18 protein-coding genes and 1 pseudogene are annotated in these 17590 nt (G+C 66.9%); 11 read left to right on the top strand and 8 right to left on the bottom strand.

Translation table 11 applies throughout. From position 1 onward, the window contains the following. Nucleotides 1-422, bottom strand: a pseudogene (locus ACP15K_RS04390) (IS5 family transposase); the annotation flags it as partial. A gap of 127 nt (nt 423-549) precedes the next feature. Here ACP15K_RS04390 and gshB point away from each other — a divergent pair. Then, nucleotides 550-1485 (top strand): glutathione synthase, encoded by a 936-nt coding sequence (gene gshB, locus ACP15K_RS04385; protein WP_193140542.1) that lies wholly within the window; start codon nt 550-552, stop codon nt 1483-1485. A 38-nt stretch (nt 1486-1523) separates the two neighbouring features. Here gshB and ACP15K_RS04380 read toward each other — a convergent pair whose 3' ends face one another. The 4 genes from ACP15K_RS04380 to cobU are packed head-to-tail and all read right to left on the bottom strand — an operon-like array spanning nt 1524 to nt 4949. After that, on the bottom strand, nt 1524-3035 hold the full coding sequence (locus ACP15K_RS04380) for a YifB family Mg chelatase-like AAA ATPase (RefSeq protein ID WP_193140543.1): 1512 nt from the start codon (nt 3033-3035) through the stop codon (nt 1524-1526). A gap of 46 nt (nt 3036-3081) precedes the next feature. Then, a complete protein-coding gene (locus ACP15K_RS04375) occupies nt 3082-3783 on the bottom strand; it encodes a glutathione S-transferase (RefSeq protein ID WP_193140544.1) in 702 nt (233 codons plus the stop codon). A gap of 58 nt (nt 3784-3841) precedes the next feature. Then, nucleotides 3842-4417: a histidine phosphatase family protein gene (locus tag ACP15K_RS04370; RefSeq protein ID WP_193140545.1), complete on the bottom strand. Its 576-nt coding sequence runs from the start codon at nt 4415-4417 to the stop codon at nt 3842-3844. Then, on the bottom strand, nt 4410-4949 hold the full coding sequence (cobU, locus tag ACP15K_RS04365; protein ID WP_424989901.1) for a bifunctional adenosylcobinamide kinase/adenosylcobinamide-phosphate guanylyltransferase: 540 nt from the start codon (nt 4947-4949) through the stop codon (nt 4410-4412). The genes ACP15K_RS04370 and cobU overlap by 8 nt, the downstream gene beginning before the upstream one ends. Nucleotides 4950-5033: 84 nt before the next feature. On the opposite strand from cobU, the gene ACP15K_RS04360 reads away from it, so the two are divergent. The 6 genes from ACP15K_RS04360 (at nt 5034) to ACP15K_RS04335 (ending at nt 11532) form a co-directional block, all read left to right on the top strand. Beyond that, on the top strand, nt 5034-5912 hold the full coding sequence (locus tag ACP15K_RS04360) for an RNA polymerase factor sigma-32 (RefSeq protein ID WP_193140547.1): 879 nt from the start codon (nt 5034-5036) through the stop codon (nt 5910-5912). Then, complete coding sequence (locus tag ACP15K_RS04355) at nt 5872-6705, top strand: ChaN family lipoprotein (RefSeq protein WP_424989900.1); 834 nt, start codon at nt 5872-5874, stop codon at nt 6703-6705. The genes ACP15K_RS04360 and ACP15K_RS04355 overlap by 41 nt, the downstream gene beginning before the upstream one ends. 72 nt (nt 6706-6777) lie before the next feature. Next, nucleotides 6778-7971 (top strand): bifunctional phosphopantothenoylcysteine decarboxylase/phosphopantothenate--cysteine ligase CoaBC, encoded by a 1194-nt coding sequence (gene coaBC, locus ACP15K_RS04350; protein ID WP_424989906.1) that lies wholly within the window; start codon nt 6778-6780, stop codon nt 7969-7971. Further along, on the top strand, nt 7968-8438 hold the full coding sequence (gene dut / locus ACP15K_RS04345; RefSeq protein WP_193140549.1) for a dUTP diphosphatase: 471 nt from the start codon (nt 7968-7970) through the stop codon (nt 8436-8438). The genes coaBC and dut overlap by 4 nt, the downstream gene beginning before the upstream one ends. After that, nucleotides 8438-9511, top strand: a complete 1074-nt coding sequence (locus tag ACP15K_RS04340; protein ID WP_424989899.1) for a HesA/MoeB/ThiF family protein — start codon at nt 8438-8440, stop codon at nt 9509-9511. Before dut ends, ACP15K_RS04340 begins: the two co-directional genes overlap by 1 nt. Then, nucleotides 9508-11532: a M3 family metallopeptidase gene (locus ACP15K_RS04335; RefSeq protein ID WP_424989898.1), complete on the top strand. Its 2025-nt coding sequence runs from the start codon at nt 9508-9510 to the stop codon at nt 11530-11532. Before ACP15K_RS04340 ends, ACP15K_RS04335 begins: the two co-directional genes overlap by 4 nt. Nucleotides 11533-11549: 17 nt before the next feature. Here ACP15K_RS04335 and ACP15K_RS04330 read toward each other — a convergent pair whose 3' ends face one another. After that, nucleotides 11550-12086 (bottom strand): SH3 domain-containing protein, encoded by a 537-nt coding sequence (locus ACP15K_RS04330; protein WP_226925691.1) that lies wholly within the window; start codon nt 12084-12086, stop codon nt 11550-11552. Nucleotides 12087-12206: 120 nt separating this feature from the next. On the opposite strand from ACP15K_RS04330, the gene ACP15K_RS04325 reads away from it, so the two are divergent. The 3 genes from ACP15K_RS04325 to ACP15K_RS04315 are packed head-to-tail and all read left to right on the top strand — an operon-like array spanning nt 12207 to nt 14611. Then, the gene (locus ACP15K_RS04325; RefSeq protein ID WP_193140552.1) at nt 12207-13193 is read left to right on the top strand and encodes a 2-hydroxyacid dehydrogenase; all 987 of its coding nucleotides are present in this window, start codon (nt 12207-12209) and stop codon (nt 13191-13193) included. A 7-nt stretch (nt 13194-13200) separates the two neighbouring features. Next, nucleotides 13201-14094 carry a hypothetical protein gene (locus ACP15K_RS04320; RefSeq protein WP_424989897.1) on the top strand — a complete coding sequence of 298 codons (894 nt, stop codon included), beginning with the start codon at nt 13201-13203 and terminating at the stop codon, nt 14092-14094. 10 nt (nt 14095-14104) lie between these two features. After that, nucleotides 14105-14611: an asparaginase domain-containing protein gene (locus tag ACP15K_RS04315; protein WP_424989896.1), complete on the top strand. Its 507-nt coding sequence runs from the start codon at nt 14105-14107 to the stop codon at nt 14609-14611. Nucleotides 14612-14619: 8 nt separating this feature from the next. Here the strand turns inward: ACP15K_RS04315 and ACP15K_RS04310 are convergent, their stop codons facing one another. Continuing rightward, nucleotides 14620-15609 carry a hypothetical protein gene (locus ACP15K_RS04310; protein ID WP_424989895.1) on the bottom strand — a complete coding sequence of 330 codons (990 nt, stop codon included), beginning with the start codon at nt 15607-15609 and terminating at the stop codon, nt 14620-14622. A 120-nt stretch (nt 15610-15729) separates the two neighbouring features. On the opposite strand from ACP15K_RS04310, the gene ACP15K_RS04305 reads away from it, so the two are divergent. After that, on the top strand, nt 15730-16707 hold the full coding sequence (locus ACP15K_RS04305) for a DMT family transporter (RefSeq protein WP_424989894.1): 978 nt from the start codon (nt 15730-15732) through the stop codon (nt 16705-16707). Here ACP15K_RS04305 and ACP15K_RS04300 read toward each other — a convergent pair. Then, a complete protein-coding gene (locus ACP15K_RS04300; RefSeq protein ID WP_193140557.1) occupies nt 16619-17584 on the bottom strand; it encodes a hypothetical protein in 966 nt (321 codons plus the stop codon). The genes ACP15K_RS04305 and ACP15K_RS04300 overlap by 89 nt on opposite strands. Between the last annotated feature and the right edge of the window lie 6 nt (nt 17585-17590).

The raw sequence follows: 17590 nt of genomic DNA, 5'->3' as shown, positions 1-17590 counted from the left end.
GCCTGCCGCGTTGACGCGGAGGTGGATCTTGGTCGTGAACCCACCTCTTGAGCGCCCAAAACCCTGTCGCGGAGTCCCCCTTTAGCACCCGCTGCCTGATGATGGGCGCGAATGACAGTGCTATCGACCATTTGCAGGGCGTCCGGAACGGCCCCGCTTTGGTTCAGGGCGTCCAGGATTTCTTCCCATAGTCCCATCAGTGTCCAGCGTCGGAACTGGCGATAAACGCTCGACCATTTGCCGAAGTCTTCCGGCAGGTCACGCCATGGCGCGCCGGTTCGGGCGATCCAGAAAATTCCATCCAAAACAAGGCGGTGGTTGGTGGGCTTGCGCCCATTCGGTGCGCGGGCAGCCAGGATGAAGTGTTCAAAGAACCTCCATTCCTCATCGGTCATCAACTCTCGTGCCAAGCTGGTCTCCATAACAGATACCAGCTTGAATCACGCCTGAGGGCCAGTGTGAATCCTTTTTGTCAACATGACCTAGCCATTGCAGCCCCGCTGACGATGCGGCATGCAGTCCCCAGACACACCAACAGGGGGTTGCCGCATGAAAATCGCCTTCCAGATGGATCCGATCCAATCGGTGGACATCAACGCCGACAGCAGTTTCCGCCTTGCGGAAGAGGCGCAGGCGCGGGGCCACGAGTTGTTCTTCTACCTGCCCGACACGCTGACCTATGCCGATGGTGGTATTCGCGTGCGCGGAAACCCTTTCACCGTGCAACGCGTTCAAGGTGACCATGCGCAGCTTGGGCCGGAAGAAACACGCGCGCTGAGCGATTTCGACGTGGTCTGGCTGCGCCAGGATCCGCCCTTCGACATGGGCTATATCACCACGACGCATCTGCTGGATCGCGTGCATCCGGAAACGCTGGTGGTGAATGATCCATTCTGGGTGCGCAACTATCCCGAAAAATTACTGGTGCTGCAGTTCCCCGACCTTATCCCCGCCACGACGATCACCCGCGATCTGGCCGAGTTGCGTGCCTTCAAGGCGCAGCATGGCGACATCATCGTGAAACCCTTGTTCGGAAACGGTGGCGCCGGGGTGTTCCGCTTGCGCCCGGATGACGGCAACCTTGCCTCGCTGCACGAGACATTCACCGGTCTCAACAACGAGCCACTGATCGCGCAGGAGTACCTTCCTGCGGTGAAGCAGGGTGACAAACGGGTGATCCTGGTCGATGGCGAGCCGATCGGAGCCATCAATCGCGTTCCCCAGAAGGGCGAGACCCGGTCCAACATGCACGTGGGCGGGCGGGCTGAGCCCGCGACCCTGACCGACCGGGACCGTGAAATCTGTGCCGCCATCGGGCCGGTGTTGCGCGACAATGGCCAGATTTTTGTTGGCATTGACGTGATCGGCGACAAGCTGACCGAGATCAACCTGACCTCGCCCACCGGCTTGCAAGAGCTGGAGCGGTTCAATGGCATCAACGCCGCCGCCGGGATCTGGGCGGCCATTGAGGCGCGGCGGGGCTGAACCCCGTCACCCCGGCTGCCAGTTCGCAGCGGGGTGCTTCAGCGCCGCTGGGTGTCCAACCTGTAGCTGATCGCCTCGGCAATATGGGCGCGCCCGACGTCGGTTTCGCCTGCCAGGTCGGCGATGGTGCGGGCCACGCGCAGCACCCGGTGATAGCCGCGTGCCGTCAGGCCCAGCCGGTCGGCGGCGGCGGCCATCAGCTCGCGCCCGGCCTTGTCAGGACGGGCGATGTCCTCCAGCAACACGCCTTCCGCGTCGGCATTGACCCGAACATCCGCAACTTCCGCATAACGCTCGGCCTGCACCTGCCGGGCCGCGGCCACGCGGGCGGCGATTTCGGCGCTGGGCGTGCCATCGCGCGGCAGGTCCAGGTCCTGGAACGAGACCGGCGGCACATCCACGCGCAGGTCGAACCGATCCATCAGCGGGCCCGAGATGCGCCCGAGGTAGTCGTCGCCGCAGGCCGGTGCGCGCGCGCAAGCCCGGCCCGGATCGCTCAGATAGCCGCAGCGGCAGGGATTGGCCGCTGCCACCAGCAGGAATCGGGCGGGATACCGCACATGAGCGTTGGCGCGCGACACCACCACGTCGCCGGTCTCGATCGGCTGGCGCAGGGTTTCCAGCACCGCGCGCGGGAATTCAGGCAGTTCATCCAAAAATAGAACGCCGTTGTGTGCCAGCGAGATCTCGCCCGGTTTGGCCCCCTTGCCGCCGCCGACGATGGAAGCCACCGAGGCCGTGTGATGCGGGCGTCGGTACGGGCGCACGCGTGATATTCCGCCTTCGTCCAGCAAGCCGGCCAGCGAGTGAATCATCGAGGTTTCAAGGGCTTCGGCTGCCGACAGGGGGGGCAGCAGCCCCGGCAACCGTGCAGCCAGCATGGATTTTCCGGATCCCGGCGTGCCGGTCATCAGCAGGTGGTGGCGTCCGGCAGCGGCAATCTCCAGCGCCCGTTTTGCCCGTTCCTGACCCTTGACGTCGCGCAGGTCAGCCACGTCGGCCTCGGCGCTCACCTCGCCGGGGCGGGCATCCTGCAACGGGGATTGTCCAGTAAAGTGGCGAACGACCTCACCCAGGGATCCGGCGGCCAGAACACGGGCGTCCCCGACCCAGGCCGCCTCGGCCCCGCAGGCACGCGGACACAGCAGGGCGCGATCGCCTTCCGCCGCAGCCAGCGCCGCCGGAAGCGCGCCGATCACCGGATGCAGCGTGCCGTCCAGCGACATTTCGCCCAGGGCCACGGTCTCGGCCACCTCCTCGGGCGGCAGAATGTCCAGCGCCGCCAGCAGGGCCAGCGCAATCGGCAGGTCGAAATGCGCGCCTTCCTTGGGCAGATCGGCGGGCGACAGGTTGATCGTCACCCGCTTCGAGGGCAGCGCGATGGACATGGCCGACAGCGCCATGCGGATGCGGTCGCGCGCCTCGCTCACCGCCTTGTTGGGCAGGCCGACGATGGAGAACGCGGGCAGGCCGGGCACGACGGCGCATTGCACCTCGACCAGCCGGGCGTCGATCCCTTCGAAGGCCACCGTGAAGGCCCGTGCCACCATGATCCCCTCCTGTGGGTGTTCATGGTTAAGGGAGCGCAGGAAGCCTTTAGGTTTGGTTAAGGTCCGCCGGTGTCGGCCAGGGCCGTTGCGGGAACGGGCGATCATAGGTGGCCTGATGCGGCCCCTGAGCCAGCCCCATCGCGCGCCAGGCCTGGAATGCCGGGTCGGCCAGATGCGCCGCTGTGTAGGCCGCGCTGACCGGGCCCACCTTCAGCCCGTACCCGGCGATGCGCCCGGCGACCGGGGCAAAGAAGGCGTCGGCGATGGAGTAGGGTCCACACAGCCACGGACCGTCGGCCGCGAACCTGTCGCGGGCGCGGCCCCAGATGTCTTCCAGCCGGTCCAGATCGGCCTGCACCTCGGCCTGAAGCGGCGTGTTTTCATAGGCGGTGCGCAGGTTCATCGGGCATTTGTCGCGCAGCACCATGAAGCCCGCGTGCATTTCGGCGGTCAATCCGCGCGCGTGGGCGCGGGCGGAGGGAGCCTGCGGCCACAGACCGGCGTCGGGAAAGCGGCTGGCCAGTTCCTCGGCAATGGCAAGGCTTTCGCAAACCACTGTGCCATCGTCCAGCTTCAGGGCCGGCACGGTGCGGGCCGGCGCGAAATCCGCCAGCATCTTCGGGAAATCAGGGGTGTAGAGATCGGCGAAGGTCAGCGAAACCGGCAGGTCAAAGCGCTGAATCAACAGGCCGATCCGCATGGACCAACTGGAATGGGCGGGGTCTGCAAGGGCGAGGATATGGGTCATGGCCCCACCCTAGACGCGCCGGTCAATCCAGAAAAACGATCATTCTTGAAGTGCCCCATCACGGCCTGTGATTGATCGGATGTGCCGACCAGCGCTGCCCGTCAAAGCTCAGCCGGGTGACCGACAGGTTGTTGATGTATTGCCCCATCACCTGCTTGGCGCTGACACCCTGCGCGCGCTGCACCTGGGTCAGGATGGCGCCGAAATGGGCCACCGCGATGACCTCGCCCAGGCCGTGCAACTGTGCCACGCCCCGGTTCACCCGATCGGCGAGCGCATTCCAGCTTTCGCCGCCGGGCGGGGAGATCTCGCCGGGCTGATCCCAGAACCGGAAGATGTGATCGGGGGCCTCGGATTCGATCTCTTCGAAGCTGCGATGCTCCCACGCGCCGAAATGGATCTCGCGCAACTCGGGCAGGGCGCTCAGGCGCGGACGGTCCCCGGCGATGGCCTCGGCGGTCTGGCGCGCCCGCAGCAGGTCCGAGGACACCACCGGCACGTCGGGCAGATAGGCGCGCAGGCGGGCCAGCACCGGCGCATCCGACAGGTCGGCGGGCAGGTCGGTCCAGCCGATCATGGTCTTGGCGTGGGTCGGCCCGTGGCGCACCCACCAGATGGTCAGCGGCTCACCCATGCGGCAACCGGCCCTTCAAGACCAACGGCAGGCCCGACATCACCGCGACCACCAGATCGGCCTCGGCGGCGACCTGCTGGTTCAGACGCCCCTGAACCTCGCGGAAGGCGCGGGCCATGGCATTTTCAGGCACGATGCCCTGTCCGACCTCGTTGGTGACACAGACCACCTGGCTTGGCGCGCGGGCCAGGGCCTGTGCCAGCGCGGTGCATTCGGCGGCCAGATCCGCCTCGGCCAGCATCCGGTTGGTCAGCCACATGGTCAGACAATCGACCAGCAACACCTCTTCCGGCTGGGCCTGCGCCAGCGCCCCGGCCAGATCGCCGGGCGCATCCACCTGCCGCCAGTCCGGGCCGCGCTGCGCCCGGTGCCGCGCGATCTTGGCGCGCATCTCGTCATCCCAGGCCTGCGCGGTGGCGACATAGACGCGGGGGCGGCCAAAGCCCGACACCAGCCCTTCGGCGAAACGGGATTTCCCTGAGGCCGCCCCGCCGGTCACAAGCGCAAGCCGGGGCACTGCATTTTTTGTCATTTGTTGTGATCCAGTTTCCGCAGGTGTCCGTAACCCTTTCGACAACCACGCTGAACAGCAGCACCGACCGGGAGTGGAAATCATATGGCACTGGACGGATACGCGGATCAATCCATGACGCGCCGCGCAATGAAGGCTGAATTGTTGGACGCCGAGACCGAGCTGGCCCTGGCCTATGCCTGGCGCGACCAACGCGACGAGCAGGCCCTGCATCGCCTGATCACCGCCTACATGCGGCTGGCGATCTCGATGGCGTCGAAATTCAAGCGCTACGGCGCGCCGATGAACGACCTGATCCAAGAGGCCGGGCTGGGCCTGATGAAGGCCGCCGACAAGTTCGACCCGGATCGCGGCGTGCGGTTTTCGACTTATGCGGTTTGGTGGATCAAGGCGTCCATTCAGGACTACGTGATGCGCAACTGGTCGATGGTGCGGACCGGCTCGACCAGCAGCCAGAAGTCGTTGTTTTTCAATATGCGCCGGGTGCAGGCGCGGTTGGAGCGCGAAGCCATGACCCGCGGCGAGGAGCTTGACAAGCACCAGTTGCGGCAGATGATCGCCTCGGAGGTGGGGGTGCCCCTGCACGATGTGGAAATGATGGAAGGCCGCCTGTCAGGGTCGGATTTCTCCCTCAACGCCACGCAAAGCGCCGAGGATGAAGGCCGTGAATGGATTGACACGCTGGAAGACGACGGCCTTCAGGCCGAGCATATTGTCGAGCATTCGCGCGATACTTCCCGCCTGCGGGAGTGGCTGCTGGAGGCCATGGGCGCGCTCAACGAGCGCGAGCGGTTCATCGTCCGTGAACGCAAGCTGCGCGACACGCCCCGCACTCTGGAAAGCCTGGGCAACGAACTGGGCCTGTCGAAAGAACGGGTCCGTCAGCTGGAAGCCGCCGCTTTTGGCAAGATGCGCAGGAACCTTGAGGCGCAGTCCGGCGAGGTTCATCGCTTCCTGGTCTAGCCTTCTGGCCCTGGCAGGCGCGGCGGCGGCGTTCGAAGGCGCGCCCCCGCCGATCGAGCGCATCGATCTGCCCGATGCGCAGATCGTGCTGCTGGGCGAGGTGCATGACAATGGGGTCCATCACGACCGGCAGGCTGCTGTCCTCAGGGGCATGGACCCTGCCGCCGTGGTGTTCGAGATGCTGACCCCCGTTCAGGCCGGCATCCTTGCCGACAGCACGCTGTCGGGCAAGGCGCTGGCCGAAGCGCTGGATTGGGCCGGCTCCGGCTGGCCCGCCTTTTCCCTTTATGAACCGGTGATCGAGGCGGCCCGCGCCACGCGCATCTTTGGCATGGCCGTGCCCCGCGCCGATCTTGGCGCAGTGTTCGATGTTGGGGCCGCGACGGCCTTCGGGCCCGAGGCCGCGCGCTTCGGGCTGGATCAGCCGTTGCCCGAGGACGAACAGGCCACCCGTGAAGAGGCGCAATTCGCGGCCCATTGCGATGCCCTCCCCCGCGAGATGCTGCCGGGCATGGTCGATGCCCAGCGGTTCCGCGATGCCGCCTTTGCCCGGTCGATCCTGCAGGCGCTGGAGGAAACCGGCGGCCCGGTGGCGGTGATTGCCGGCAACGGCCATGTGCGCAAGGACTGGGGTATTCCGGTCTACCTGTCCCACGCCGCGCCCGAGGTCACCGTGCTGTCAGTGGGGCAGATCGAAGATCAGGACACGCCGCCCGTCGACGCGCCCTATGATCTGTGGATCCTGTCGGCCCCGGCGGAACGCGACGATCCCTGCGCTGTCTTTGCGAAGTAGCAAGGCCAAAACCCCGGTTGCTCCGCCCGCGGCCCCGGCCTAGGGTCCGGGCAAGTCATGGAGCGGGACCAGATGCTGGCAGGCAAGCGCATTCTTCTGATCATCGGGGGCGGCATCGCTGCCTATAAATCGCTGGAGTTGATCCGCCGCTATCAGGACGCCGGCGCCAGCGTGACGCCGGTTCTGACCCGTGCGGGCGAGGAATTCGTCACCCCGCTGTCGGTCTCTGCGCTGGCCGGATCGAAGGTCTATCGCGATCTGTTCGACCTGACGGACGAGGCCGAGATGGGCCATATCCAACTGTCCCGCGCCGCCGATCTGGTGGTCGTGGCCCCGGCCACCGCCGATCTGATGGCCAAGATGGCCACCGGGCAGGCGAACGATCTGGCCACCACGCTGCTGCTGGCCACCGACACGCCGGTGCTGATCGCGCCCGCGATGAACGTGCGCATGTGGGATCATCCCGCCACCCGGCGCAATCTGGCGGTGCTGAAAGGCGATGGGGTGCGCGTGGTCGGCCCCAACGAAGGGGCGATGGCCTGCGGCGAATTCGGCTTTGGCCGGATGGCCGAACCGGCCGAGATTCTGGCCGCCACACAGGCCCATTTCGCCGATGGACCGCTGACGGGCAAGCGCATCGTCGTGACCTCGGGTCCGACGCATGAACCCATTGATCCGGTGCGCTATATCGCCAACCGCTCGTCCGGCGCACAGGGCACGGCCCTGGCGGCGGCGCTGGCCGCACTGAGGGCCGAGGTGATTTTCGTCACCGGCCCGGCCAGCGTGCCACCGCCCGAAGGTGTGCAGGTCGTCGCCGTGGAAACCGCGCTCCAGATGCAAGAGGCCGTCAGCGCGGCCTTGCCGGCGGATGCCGCCGTCTTTGCCGCCGCCGTGGCCGATTGGCGCATGGCCGGTGCGGGCGACCGCAAGCTGAAAAAGGATGGCACCGGCGCACCGCCGCCGCTGGATCTGGTGGAAAATCCCGACATTCTGGCCGGGGTTTCCAAAGGACCGGACCGCCCCGGACTGGTGGTCGGCTTTGCCGCCGAAACCCACGACGTGATTGCCCATGCGACGGCCAAGCGCCTCCGCAAGGGCTGCGACTGGATTGTCGCCAATGATGTGTCGCCGGGCACCGGCATCATGGGCGGCACCGAAAACGCCGTGACCCTGATCACCGAGGCCGGGGCCGAGGACTGGCCGCGCATGGGCAAGGCCGAGGTTTCGGCCCGGCTGGCCCAACGCATCGCCGAGGCCCTGACATGACCCGCATTCCCGTGACCCTGGCCTGGACCGACGAGGCCGACCGCACCCTGCCGCTGCCCTCCTATGAAACCTCGCAGGCCGCCGGTGCCGATCTGCGCGCCAATTTCGCTCCCAGCCTGCGCAAAAGCGGCATGACGGTCTATCCCGGCGCGCGCGGGCTGGTGCCCACCGGACTGCGGATGGCGATCCCTGAAGGCTACGAAGTGCAGATCCGCCCCCGCTCGGGGCTGGCGCTGAAACACGGGATCACCCTGCCCAATGCGCCCGGCACCATCGACGCCGACTATCGCGGCCCGCTGGGGGTGATCCTGATGAACATGGGCGAACAGCCCTTCGTGATCTCGCATGGCGACCGCATTGCCCAGATGATCCTGGCCCCGGTGCTGCAAGCGGGCTTCGTTCTGGCCGAAACGCTGGACGATACCGCGCGCGGCGCCGGGGGGTTCGGCTCGACCGGTACCGGCTGATGGCGCTGTTTCTGGCGGCGGCAGCGGGGTTTTGGGGGCTGGGCTGGATGCTCGGGATGCCCCTTCAGGTGCGGGCCCTGATGATCGGGTTTCTCTATCTGGCGGTGATCGCCGTGTTGCTGGTGCTGCCCGAGGGCGCGCCGCTGCGGCAGACGCTGGGAGGCTCGGCGGGCAACTGGCTGGTGCTGGGCGTGTTAGGGGGGCTGGCCTATGGCTATGCGGTGGTGCTGAAACGCCTGCGCGCCCGCGTGCGTCCCGAGAACAAGGCCGACACGGCGCAGGCCGCGCCGGACCAGACCGCGCCGCTGACCGATGCCGAACTGGACCGCTATGCCCGCCACATCGTGCTGCGCGAATTGGGCGGCATGGGCCAGCGCCGTCTGAAAGCCGCCCAAGTGCTGGTGATCGGCGCGGGTGGTCTGGGGGCGCCGGTGCTGGAATACTTGGGCGCGGCGGGGGTCGGCACCCTCGGGGTGATCGACGACGATGTGGTCGATGCGTCCAACCTGCAACGGCAAGTGATCCATTCCGAGGCAACGCTGGGGATGCCCAAGGTGTTCTCGGCCCAGACCCGCCTGCGCGACCTGAACCCGCATGTGATCCTGCGGCCCTTTCACCGCCGCCTGACCGAAGACATCGCCGAAGACCTGATTGCCGACTACGATCTGGTGCTGGACGGCTGCGACGACTTTGCCACCCGCGCGCTGGTCAACCGCACCTGCGTGGCGCTTGGCAAACCGCTGATCTCGGGTGCCATCACCCAGTGGGAAGGCCAGTTGGCCCTGTTCGACCCGGCCACGGGCGGGCCGTGCTATGCCTGCATCTTTCCCCAAGAACCGGCGGCGGGACTTGCGCCCTCCTGCGCCGAGGGCGGGGTGATCGGCCCCTTGCCCGGCGTCATCGGCACCATGATGGCGGTGGAGGCGATCAAGCGGATCTGCGAGATCGGTGCGCCGCTGAACGATGCCCTTCTGATTTACGACGGGCTGTGGGGCGAAACCCGCCGCATCGCCCTGACCCGGAACCCCGACTGCCCGGTTTGCGGTGCGGTCCCTTCGACGGAGTCTTCATGACCAACCCGCTGCTTGCCACTTGGGACACGCCCTTCGACCTTCCGCCCTATGACGCCATCCGAGACGAGGATTTCTCGCCGGCGGTCGCGGCCGCGCTGGACGACGGCCGCGCCGCGATCAAGGCCATCACCGATCAGGCCGAAGCCCCGACCTTCGCCAACACCATCGAGGCGCTGGAACGCGCCGACGAGACTCTGGGCCGGGTGCTGGGCGCCTTCTATGCCGTGGCCGGGGCCGATGCGACGCCCGCCCGCGAAGACCTGATGCGGGAATTTTCGCCCAAGCTGGCCGCCTATGGCAGCGAGATCACCATGAACGCCGATCTGTTCGCCCGGATCGAAACCCTGTGGCAGGCGCGCGACACGCTGGAGCTGACCGAAGAACAGGCCCGTGTTCTGATGCTGACCCGGCGCGGGTTCGTGCGGGCAGGGGCGCAGTTGGAAGGGGCCGCGCGCAGCCGTCTGGGCGAGATCAAGGAACGGCTGGCCAGCCTTGGCACGCAGTTCACCCAGAACCTGCTGGCGGATGAGCGCGCCTGGTCGATGCCGCTGGCCGAGGCCGATCTGGAAGGTCTGCCCGACTTCGTGAAGGCCACCGCCCGCGCCGCCGGGGCCGAGCGTGGCCAAGACGGGCCGGTGGTGACGCTGTCGCGCTCTCTGATCGTGCCGTTCCTGCAATTCTCGCCGCGCCGCGACCTGCGCCAGAAGGCCTTCGCCGCCTGGGTGGCGCGCGGGGCAAACGGCGGCAAGACCGACAACCGCGCCGTCGCCGCCGAGATCCTGAAGCTGCGCGAAGAACGCGCGGCCCTTTTGGGCTATGACAGTTTCGCCGCCTACAAGCTGGAAACCGAGATGGCCGAAACCCCAGACGCCGTGCGCAATCTGCTGATGGCGGTGTGGGAGCCTGCCCGCGCCATGGCCGAGGCCGATGCCGAGGTACTGACCGCGATGATGCGCGCCGATGGCATCAACGGCGATCTGGAACCTTGGGACTGGCGGTACTACGCCGAAAAGCGCCGCAAGGCCGAACATGATCTGGACGAGGCCGAGTTGAAGCCCTTCCTGCAGTTGGACCGGATGATCGAAGCCGCGTTTTCCTGTGCGCACCGGCTGTTCGGGATCGAAGCCCGGCCGGTCGATGTGCCGCTTTACCATCCCGACTGCCGCGCGTGGGAGATCACCCGCAACGGCGAGCATCTGGCGCTGTTCATCGGGGATTATTTCGCGCGCGCGTCGAAACGCTCGGGCGCATGGTGCTCGGCCATGCGCAGCCAGCAGAAACTGGCCGGGAACATCCGCCCCGTGGTCATCAACGTGTGCAATTTCGCCAAGCCCGAGGCCGGCCAGCCGGCGCTGCTGTCCTATGACGACGCCCGTACCCTGTTTCACGAATTCGGCCATGCGCTGCACCAGATGCTGTCGGACGTGACCTATGAAAGCATCTCTGGCACCTCGGTAGCACGGGATTTCGTCGAGCTTCCCAGCCAGTTGTACGAGCATTGGCTGGAAGTGCCCGAGGTCCTGGCCGAATTCGCCACCCTTGCAGACACCGGCGCCCCGATGCCCGCCGACATGCTGGACCGCCTGTTGAAGGCCAAGAACTTCGATCAGGGCTTTGCCACGGTGGAATATGTCGCCTCGGCGCTGGTCGATCTGGCGTTTCACGAGGGCACCGCACCAGAGGATGTCATGGCGCGGCAGGCCGAGGTGCTGGCCGACATCGGGCTGCCCCACGCCATCACCATGCGCCACGCCAGCCCGCATTTCGCCCATGTCTTTTCCGGCGACGGATATTCCTCGGGCTACTACAGCTACATGTGGTCCGAGGTCATGGATGCCGATGCTTTCGAGGCCTTCGAGGACGTGGGCGATGCCTTCGATCCGGCCACCGCGCAGGCGCTGCACGACCATGTGCTGTCCAAGGGTGGCAGCGTCGATGCCAAGGCGCTCTATACCCGGTTCCGGGGGCGTTTGCCGGGGGTCGAGGCCTTGCTGAAAGGCCGGGGCCTGACAGCGGCCTGACCGACCAGCGCGGGGCTTCAGTCTTCGGGGGCGCCGCGCACGTCGTTCACGTCCAGTCCCCACAGGGCATTGGCCGCGACCCAGCCGCGATAGCCGTCGGCGCGAATCTCGCACCAGTCGTTCTCGCAGTCGCCCAGCCGGGCGATGACGCCTTTCTCGGCGCGGGCCTTGACCTTGGCGTTGGTCGACGGTTGGCTGCGCAGAAGAACCTCGTCGGCATCCACGATCACCGTTCGGGTGCCCGACAGCAGGGCATAATGGATCCAGCCGCCGACCCCGTCGCGATCCACCACCCGCCGCCAGTGGCCGTATTCGCCGGTGACGATCACCGGCATTCCCTGATGACGGAACACCCAGTCGATTCTGTGGGTGGTCGAGGGGCCGCGGCGGATGTTGGCCTCGTTGGTCTTGATCGAGACGAACCGCGGAATCGGCAGGTTCGTGACCGGTCCCAGGCTTTCGGCCCCGGTGCCGCTGGCCATTGCCATCACCATCATCGCTGAAATCGCCGCCATGGCCTTGCGCCACGCGGTCTGCCGCCAGTGCTTGCTCATGTTGTCCTGCCCGTTATCCGGCGTGTTTTTGTCGCTATCCGATCCCGGCGCTTGTGCGCCGGTTCCCTATAAGTCACTTTGCCAGCCAACACGACGGATTAGAAGACGAGGAGTTCCAGTATGCCCGCAAAGCGCGTGAGTGTTGTGGTGACACGACGGTTGCCGGAACCGGTGGAGAACCGGCTGAGGGATCTGTTTGACGTGCGTTTGCGCGACGAGGATACCCAGATGAGCCGCGCCGAACTGGTGGCAGCCATGCAGAGCTGCGAGGTGCTGGTGGCCACCGTCACCGACCAGATCGACGCTGCAATGATGGCGCAGGCCGGACCCGGTCTGAAGCTGATCGCGTCGTATGGCGCGGGCGTGGATCACATCGACGTGGCCTCGGCGCGCAGCCGCGCCATTCTGGTGACCAACACCCCCGGTGTCGTGACCGAGGATACTGCCGACATGGCGATGGCGCTGATGCTGTCGGTCACCCGCCGCATCCCCGAAGGGCTGGCCATGGTGCAAAGCAAAAGCTGGACCGGCTGGGCGCCGACCGCCTTGCTGGGCGGCCGCATCGGCGGGCGTCGGCTGGGCATTCTGGGCATGGGCCGCATTGGCCAGGCCCTGGCGCGCCGGGCGCAGGCCTTCGGCATGCAGGTGCATTATCACAACCGTCGCCGCGTCGCCGAAAGCATCGAGTCCGAGTTGGGCGCGACCTATTGGGAAGATCTGGACGAGATGGTCAAGCGCGTCGATGTGCTGTCGATCAACTGCCCCTCGACGCCCGACACCTTCCACCTGATCAACGCTCGCCGGTTGCAGCTGATGAAGCCCTCGGCGGTGATCGTGAACACCTCGCGCGGCGATGTGGTGGACGAAAACGCGCTGGCGCGCGAATTGCGGGCGGGCAATCTGGCCGGGGCCGGTCTGGATGTCTACGAGCATGGCGTCGAAATCAACGACGTGCTGCGCGAACTGCCCAACGTGGTGCTGCTGCCGCATATGTCCTCGGCCACCGTAGAAGGCCGCATCGAGATGGGCGAGAAGGTCATCATCAACATCAAGACCTTTGCCGATGGTCACCGGCCGCCGGATCAGGTCGTGCCGGGGGTGATGTAGCCCCTTGATGCGTGCCACGCCGGCCTCCCCCCTGTCGCGCGTCCTGCACCATTGGCGGCTGGCGGCGGTCGCGGTGTTGCTGGCGCTGGTGGTCACCGGCCCGCCGGGGCTGCGTGCCGCGCAGGAGTTCAATACCCGCGTTCTGACCAGCGCCGGAGCCACCTATGCGGCCTTGCGCACCATCAACGCGGTGCTGTCCACGGCCAAGCAGACCTCGGTCGGGGTGGAATTCGTCGGCGCCGTCGAAGGCAAGCCGGCGATGATCCTCGATCCGCTGGATGAAACTGTGGCGCGGGTGTCGGATGCGGTGTTCCTGCTGGCGGGGCTTTCAGCCCTTCTGGCGGTGGCCTTCGCGCCGCTGGGAACGGTCGGGCTGGCCCTGGCCACCGTCGGGCTGGCGGCGCAATGGGGGCTGCGCGATGCGCTGCGCCCGGTCCAGACGCCGCGCCTGCGCGGGCTTGAGCGGGGGTTCGCAACGGTTACCCGCTTTGGCCTTGTGATCGGGCTGGTTCTGCCGCTGAGCTATGCGGCGGGCGGCTGGCTTGGCGATTTGACAACCCATGATCGGCTGGAGACCGCCGTGGCCCAGCTTCAGGGGGAAGAAGCCACCCTGACCCGCGGGCTGGAGGCGCTGGCTGAAACCCCGGTCCCCGAAAATCCCGACGACCCCGCGCCGGGGCTGATGACCCGTGTGCTGAACGGGATGAAGAGTTCGGTCACCGGGGCCTGGTCCGACCTGTCGGCGCATCTGCCCGACATGGACCAGGTCGAAGAACGCGGCACGGCGATTTTCGATGCCTCGCTTGAGATCGTGGCGATCTACACCCTGAGGCTGGTGGTGTTTCCGCTCTTGACGCTGCTCTTTCTGGCAGGTGTGATCCGAAGCCTCATGCGCGGCTAGGAGACCCCCGATGACCCTTCCAGACTTTCCGGATGTGCGGATCCTCGTGACCGGCGGCACCATCGACAAGGTGCATGACCCAAGGATCGAGGCCATCGTCTTTGCCAGGGACGGCGCCACCCAGATCCCCGATATCCTGGCCATGGGGCGCTGCCATCACCCGAGGGTCCAGAAGGTGCTGCTGAAGGACAGTCTGGAGTTCGACGACGCCGACCGTACCGCCATATCCGACGCGGTGCTGGCTGCCCCCGAAATCGCGCTGGTCATCACCCATGGCACCGGCACCATGGGGGAAACCGCGCGCTGGCTGGCAGACCGGGTTCAGGGCAAGACCGTGGTGCTGACCGGCGCCATGCGGCCGCATTCGCTCAGCGCCTCGGATGGGTCGTTCAACCTCGGCGGTGCGGTGGTCGCGGCGCAGACCTTGCCTGCGGGGATCTACGGGGTGATGAACGGGCGGGTGCTGCCCGCGGAATACCTGGACAAGAATGTCGAGGCCGGGCGCTTCGACATCTGAGCGTCACGTCAGCCCGAACAGATTGCCCCCAGCCGCAACCACGCGCTGTCGCTGAGAAGGGGCTTGTCGGGGGCTGTTGTCAGCGGCGGGATTGTCAGACCGCTGCGTGCGGAAATCGCGGCAGGATCGACCTGCACCGCCCGGAACTTTTCGGCCAGTTGCGCCTCGGGCACCGACACCGGGGGTGTCACCAGATAGGTCTGGGCCGCAGCCTGAAGAACTGCGTCGCCGATCTCGCCCTGCGTCAGCAGGCGCAGGGTGGCAAAAGGGCCGGCCTGGTCCAACACCGCCAGAAGCGGATCGACGTGGCGGGCGCGCGCCGCTTCCAGCACGATGGCCCCGGCGGCCAGATCGGGGGTCCGCTCGTCCTCGATCACATCCTTGCGCAGCAGGATCATCGCGCCGGGCAGATGCGCCGACAGGGCCGGGCCGCTGGGCACGACAACCACGTTCCACGATTCGGGGCCAAGGGTGCGCCGCTTCAACTGGTTCAGAACGCGGGTGCCGGTGGCATCGGTGCAGGCCGCGCCGGTGAAGGGCACCAGGTTTTTCAGCAGCCGCTGGCCGATTTCCTGACGCACGGTGTCGGGCAGGACCTGCGCGGTGTGCCGCACCAGCGCGCCGGGCAGCCAGAACACCGCCAGTACGGCGACCCCCAGCAGGCTGAGCCCAAGGATCACCCGCCGCAGCCGCCCGCGCTGGGGCTTGGTGCGCGCCACCGCCTGTTGCACGGTGCGGATCGCCTCGATCATCGTGTCGTCGTCGATCTCAAGTTCTTCCTCGGCATCGCCGCCGGGGGTGTAGATCGCGGGGACCGTGCCGGGATTGCTGCGCTCGACCGCTGGCAGCGACCAATGCGCCAGCGCGGTGTCGGTGGCATCCTTGATGATGAGGGTGGCGTCGCCCAATGACACGAAGACATTGCGGCGCTGCTCGGACAGGGTTTCACGCCAAAGCCCGGGACATTCCAGCTTCTCGAATTTGTCCAACGCCGTCATTCGGACGGGCCTGCCTGCCTGAGTTCTGCCTGACGCCAGACTAGGGGAGGGGGCGGGGCGATACAATCGCTCAAAATCGCAGCACCTTGACCTTGGCCCCGGCGCGCGGCCAATGAAGGTATGACCCGCCCCTTTGCCGCCCCCCGCCCGCTTGCTGCCGCCGCCATGATCCTGACGGCCATGGCGACCATGGGGCTGATCGACAACTACGTGCGGGTGATCGCCGAGACCACCGGGCTGTGGCAGTTCCACGTCGTCCGGTCCTCCATGTGCCTTGGCCTTCTGGCGATCTATGCCCGGCTGACCGGCACGCGGTTGCAGCCCCGGCATTGGGGCGTGGTGGTGGCACGCAGTGCGATCTTGTCGGTGGCGCTGGTCACCTATTTCGGGGCGCTGGTGCTGTTGCCGATTTCCGAGGTCATCGCCGGGTTGTTCACCGCGCCGATCTGGGTCTTGCTGTTGTCGGCGCTGTTCTTCGACAAATCCCTTGGCCGGGTGCGGATCGTCGCGGTGATTGCCGGGTTCGTCGGGGTGATGCTGGTTCTGCGCCCCGACACCGGCACCCTGACTTGGCTGACGGCGCTGCCACTGATCTCGGGCGTGCTCTATGCGCTGGCCCAGATCGCCACGCGCGAATGGTGTGCCGAGGAAACCGCGCTGACCCTGCTGTTTGGCTTCTTCGCCGCCCTTGGCCTGTGGGGGCTGGTCGGTCTCGCCGGGCTGAGCCTGTTTCCCCAACCGGTGCCCGCCGGGCCCGAGGGCTTCCCCTGGCGGCTGTGGGGGCAGATGTCGGTGGCGGCGTGGGGCTGGACCGTGGCGCAGGCGCTGGGGTCGATCTTCGCGGTGGGGCTGATCATCCGCGCCTACCAGATCGCCGAGGCGTCCTTCGTGGCGGTCTTCGAATACGCGCTGCTGATCTTCGCGGTGTTCTGGGGCTATGTCCTGCTGGGGCAGACGGTGGACGGCTGGGCGCTGACCGGCATTGCGGTGATTGTCGGCTCGGGAGCGGTCATGGTCCTTGGGACCCGCGGCGCGGCCACAACAGAGATCCCAGCACCTGCAACGCCAGAAGCAACACCAGGGCCACAAGCGCGCTGAGCCCGGCGGCCTCGAAGCGGATCAGCGCCTGTCCCGGTGAGGCCGCCGACGCCAGCAGCACCGCCAGCGTCAGGGCTGCCGCCGAGAAAACCCGCGCCGAAACGGTATAGCGCAGGCCAAGCATCAGACAGGCGGCGGCCACCAGCATGCGCGGCAGGGTGGCGGCATCCATCGGGTGCAGAAACTGCCAGGCCGAGGCCAGCGCGGCGCCGATGGCGGCACCGCAGACGTATTGCAGGCTGCGGCGCAAGCTCATCTCGGGCGGGGCCATCGCCCGCATCACGAACATCTGCAGGGTCCACATGGCCAGCGTTGCGCCCATGTTGCCCACCAGGGCATGGGTCAGCAACAGGCCGGTACAAAGAAACACCGCATGGGCAATCCCGCCCCGCACGTCATTGGCGGGCAGGGCTGCCCGTCCGTGCAGTTTCAGGGCCACGGCCAGAAGGGCGCCGAACAGCAGGCTGGCCAGGAACACCGCGGCGGCCAGCCCCAGCGGTGTGCCATCCCGCAGGATCGCCCCCGACAGCATCACGGCCCCGAACAGGGACATGGTCAGGCTGCGCCCGCCCGTGGTGGCGGTTTCGACCCCGGCGGCAAGGGCCAGGACCAGAACCACGGGCAACAGGTTCCAGGCGCCGGGGGCCATGAGATCGAGGGCCATGAGGGCCACCAGCACCATCGCCCCGGCCAGGCTTCTGCGGGAACTGCCCACAAGGCTGCCCACGGTCCCCAGAATGGTCCCGCCGACAGCCGCCATGACCGCTTCCGGCGCCAGCGCCTGGGTCAACAGGATCGGCACCAGCATCCCCGCCGCGATTCCCAGGACCAGGGTCCAGCCCAATGTGGGGGGGGCGGCAGGGTGTGACGGGCTCATGGCAGT

It is taken from the genome of Fluviibacterium sp. S390, assembly GCF_049800695.1.
GTDB lineage: Bacteria > Pseudomonadota > Alphaproteobacteria > Rhodobacterales > Rhodobacteraceae > Meridianimarinicoccus.
This window is presented reverse-complemented; position numbering and strand designations above follow the sequence as displayed.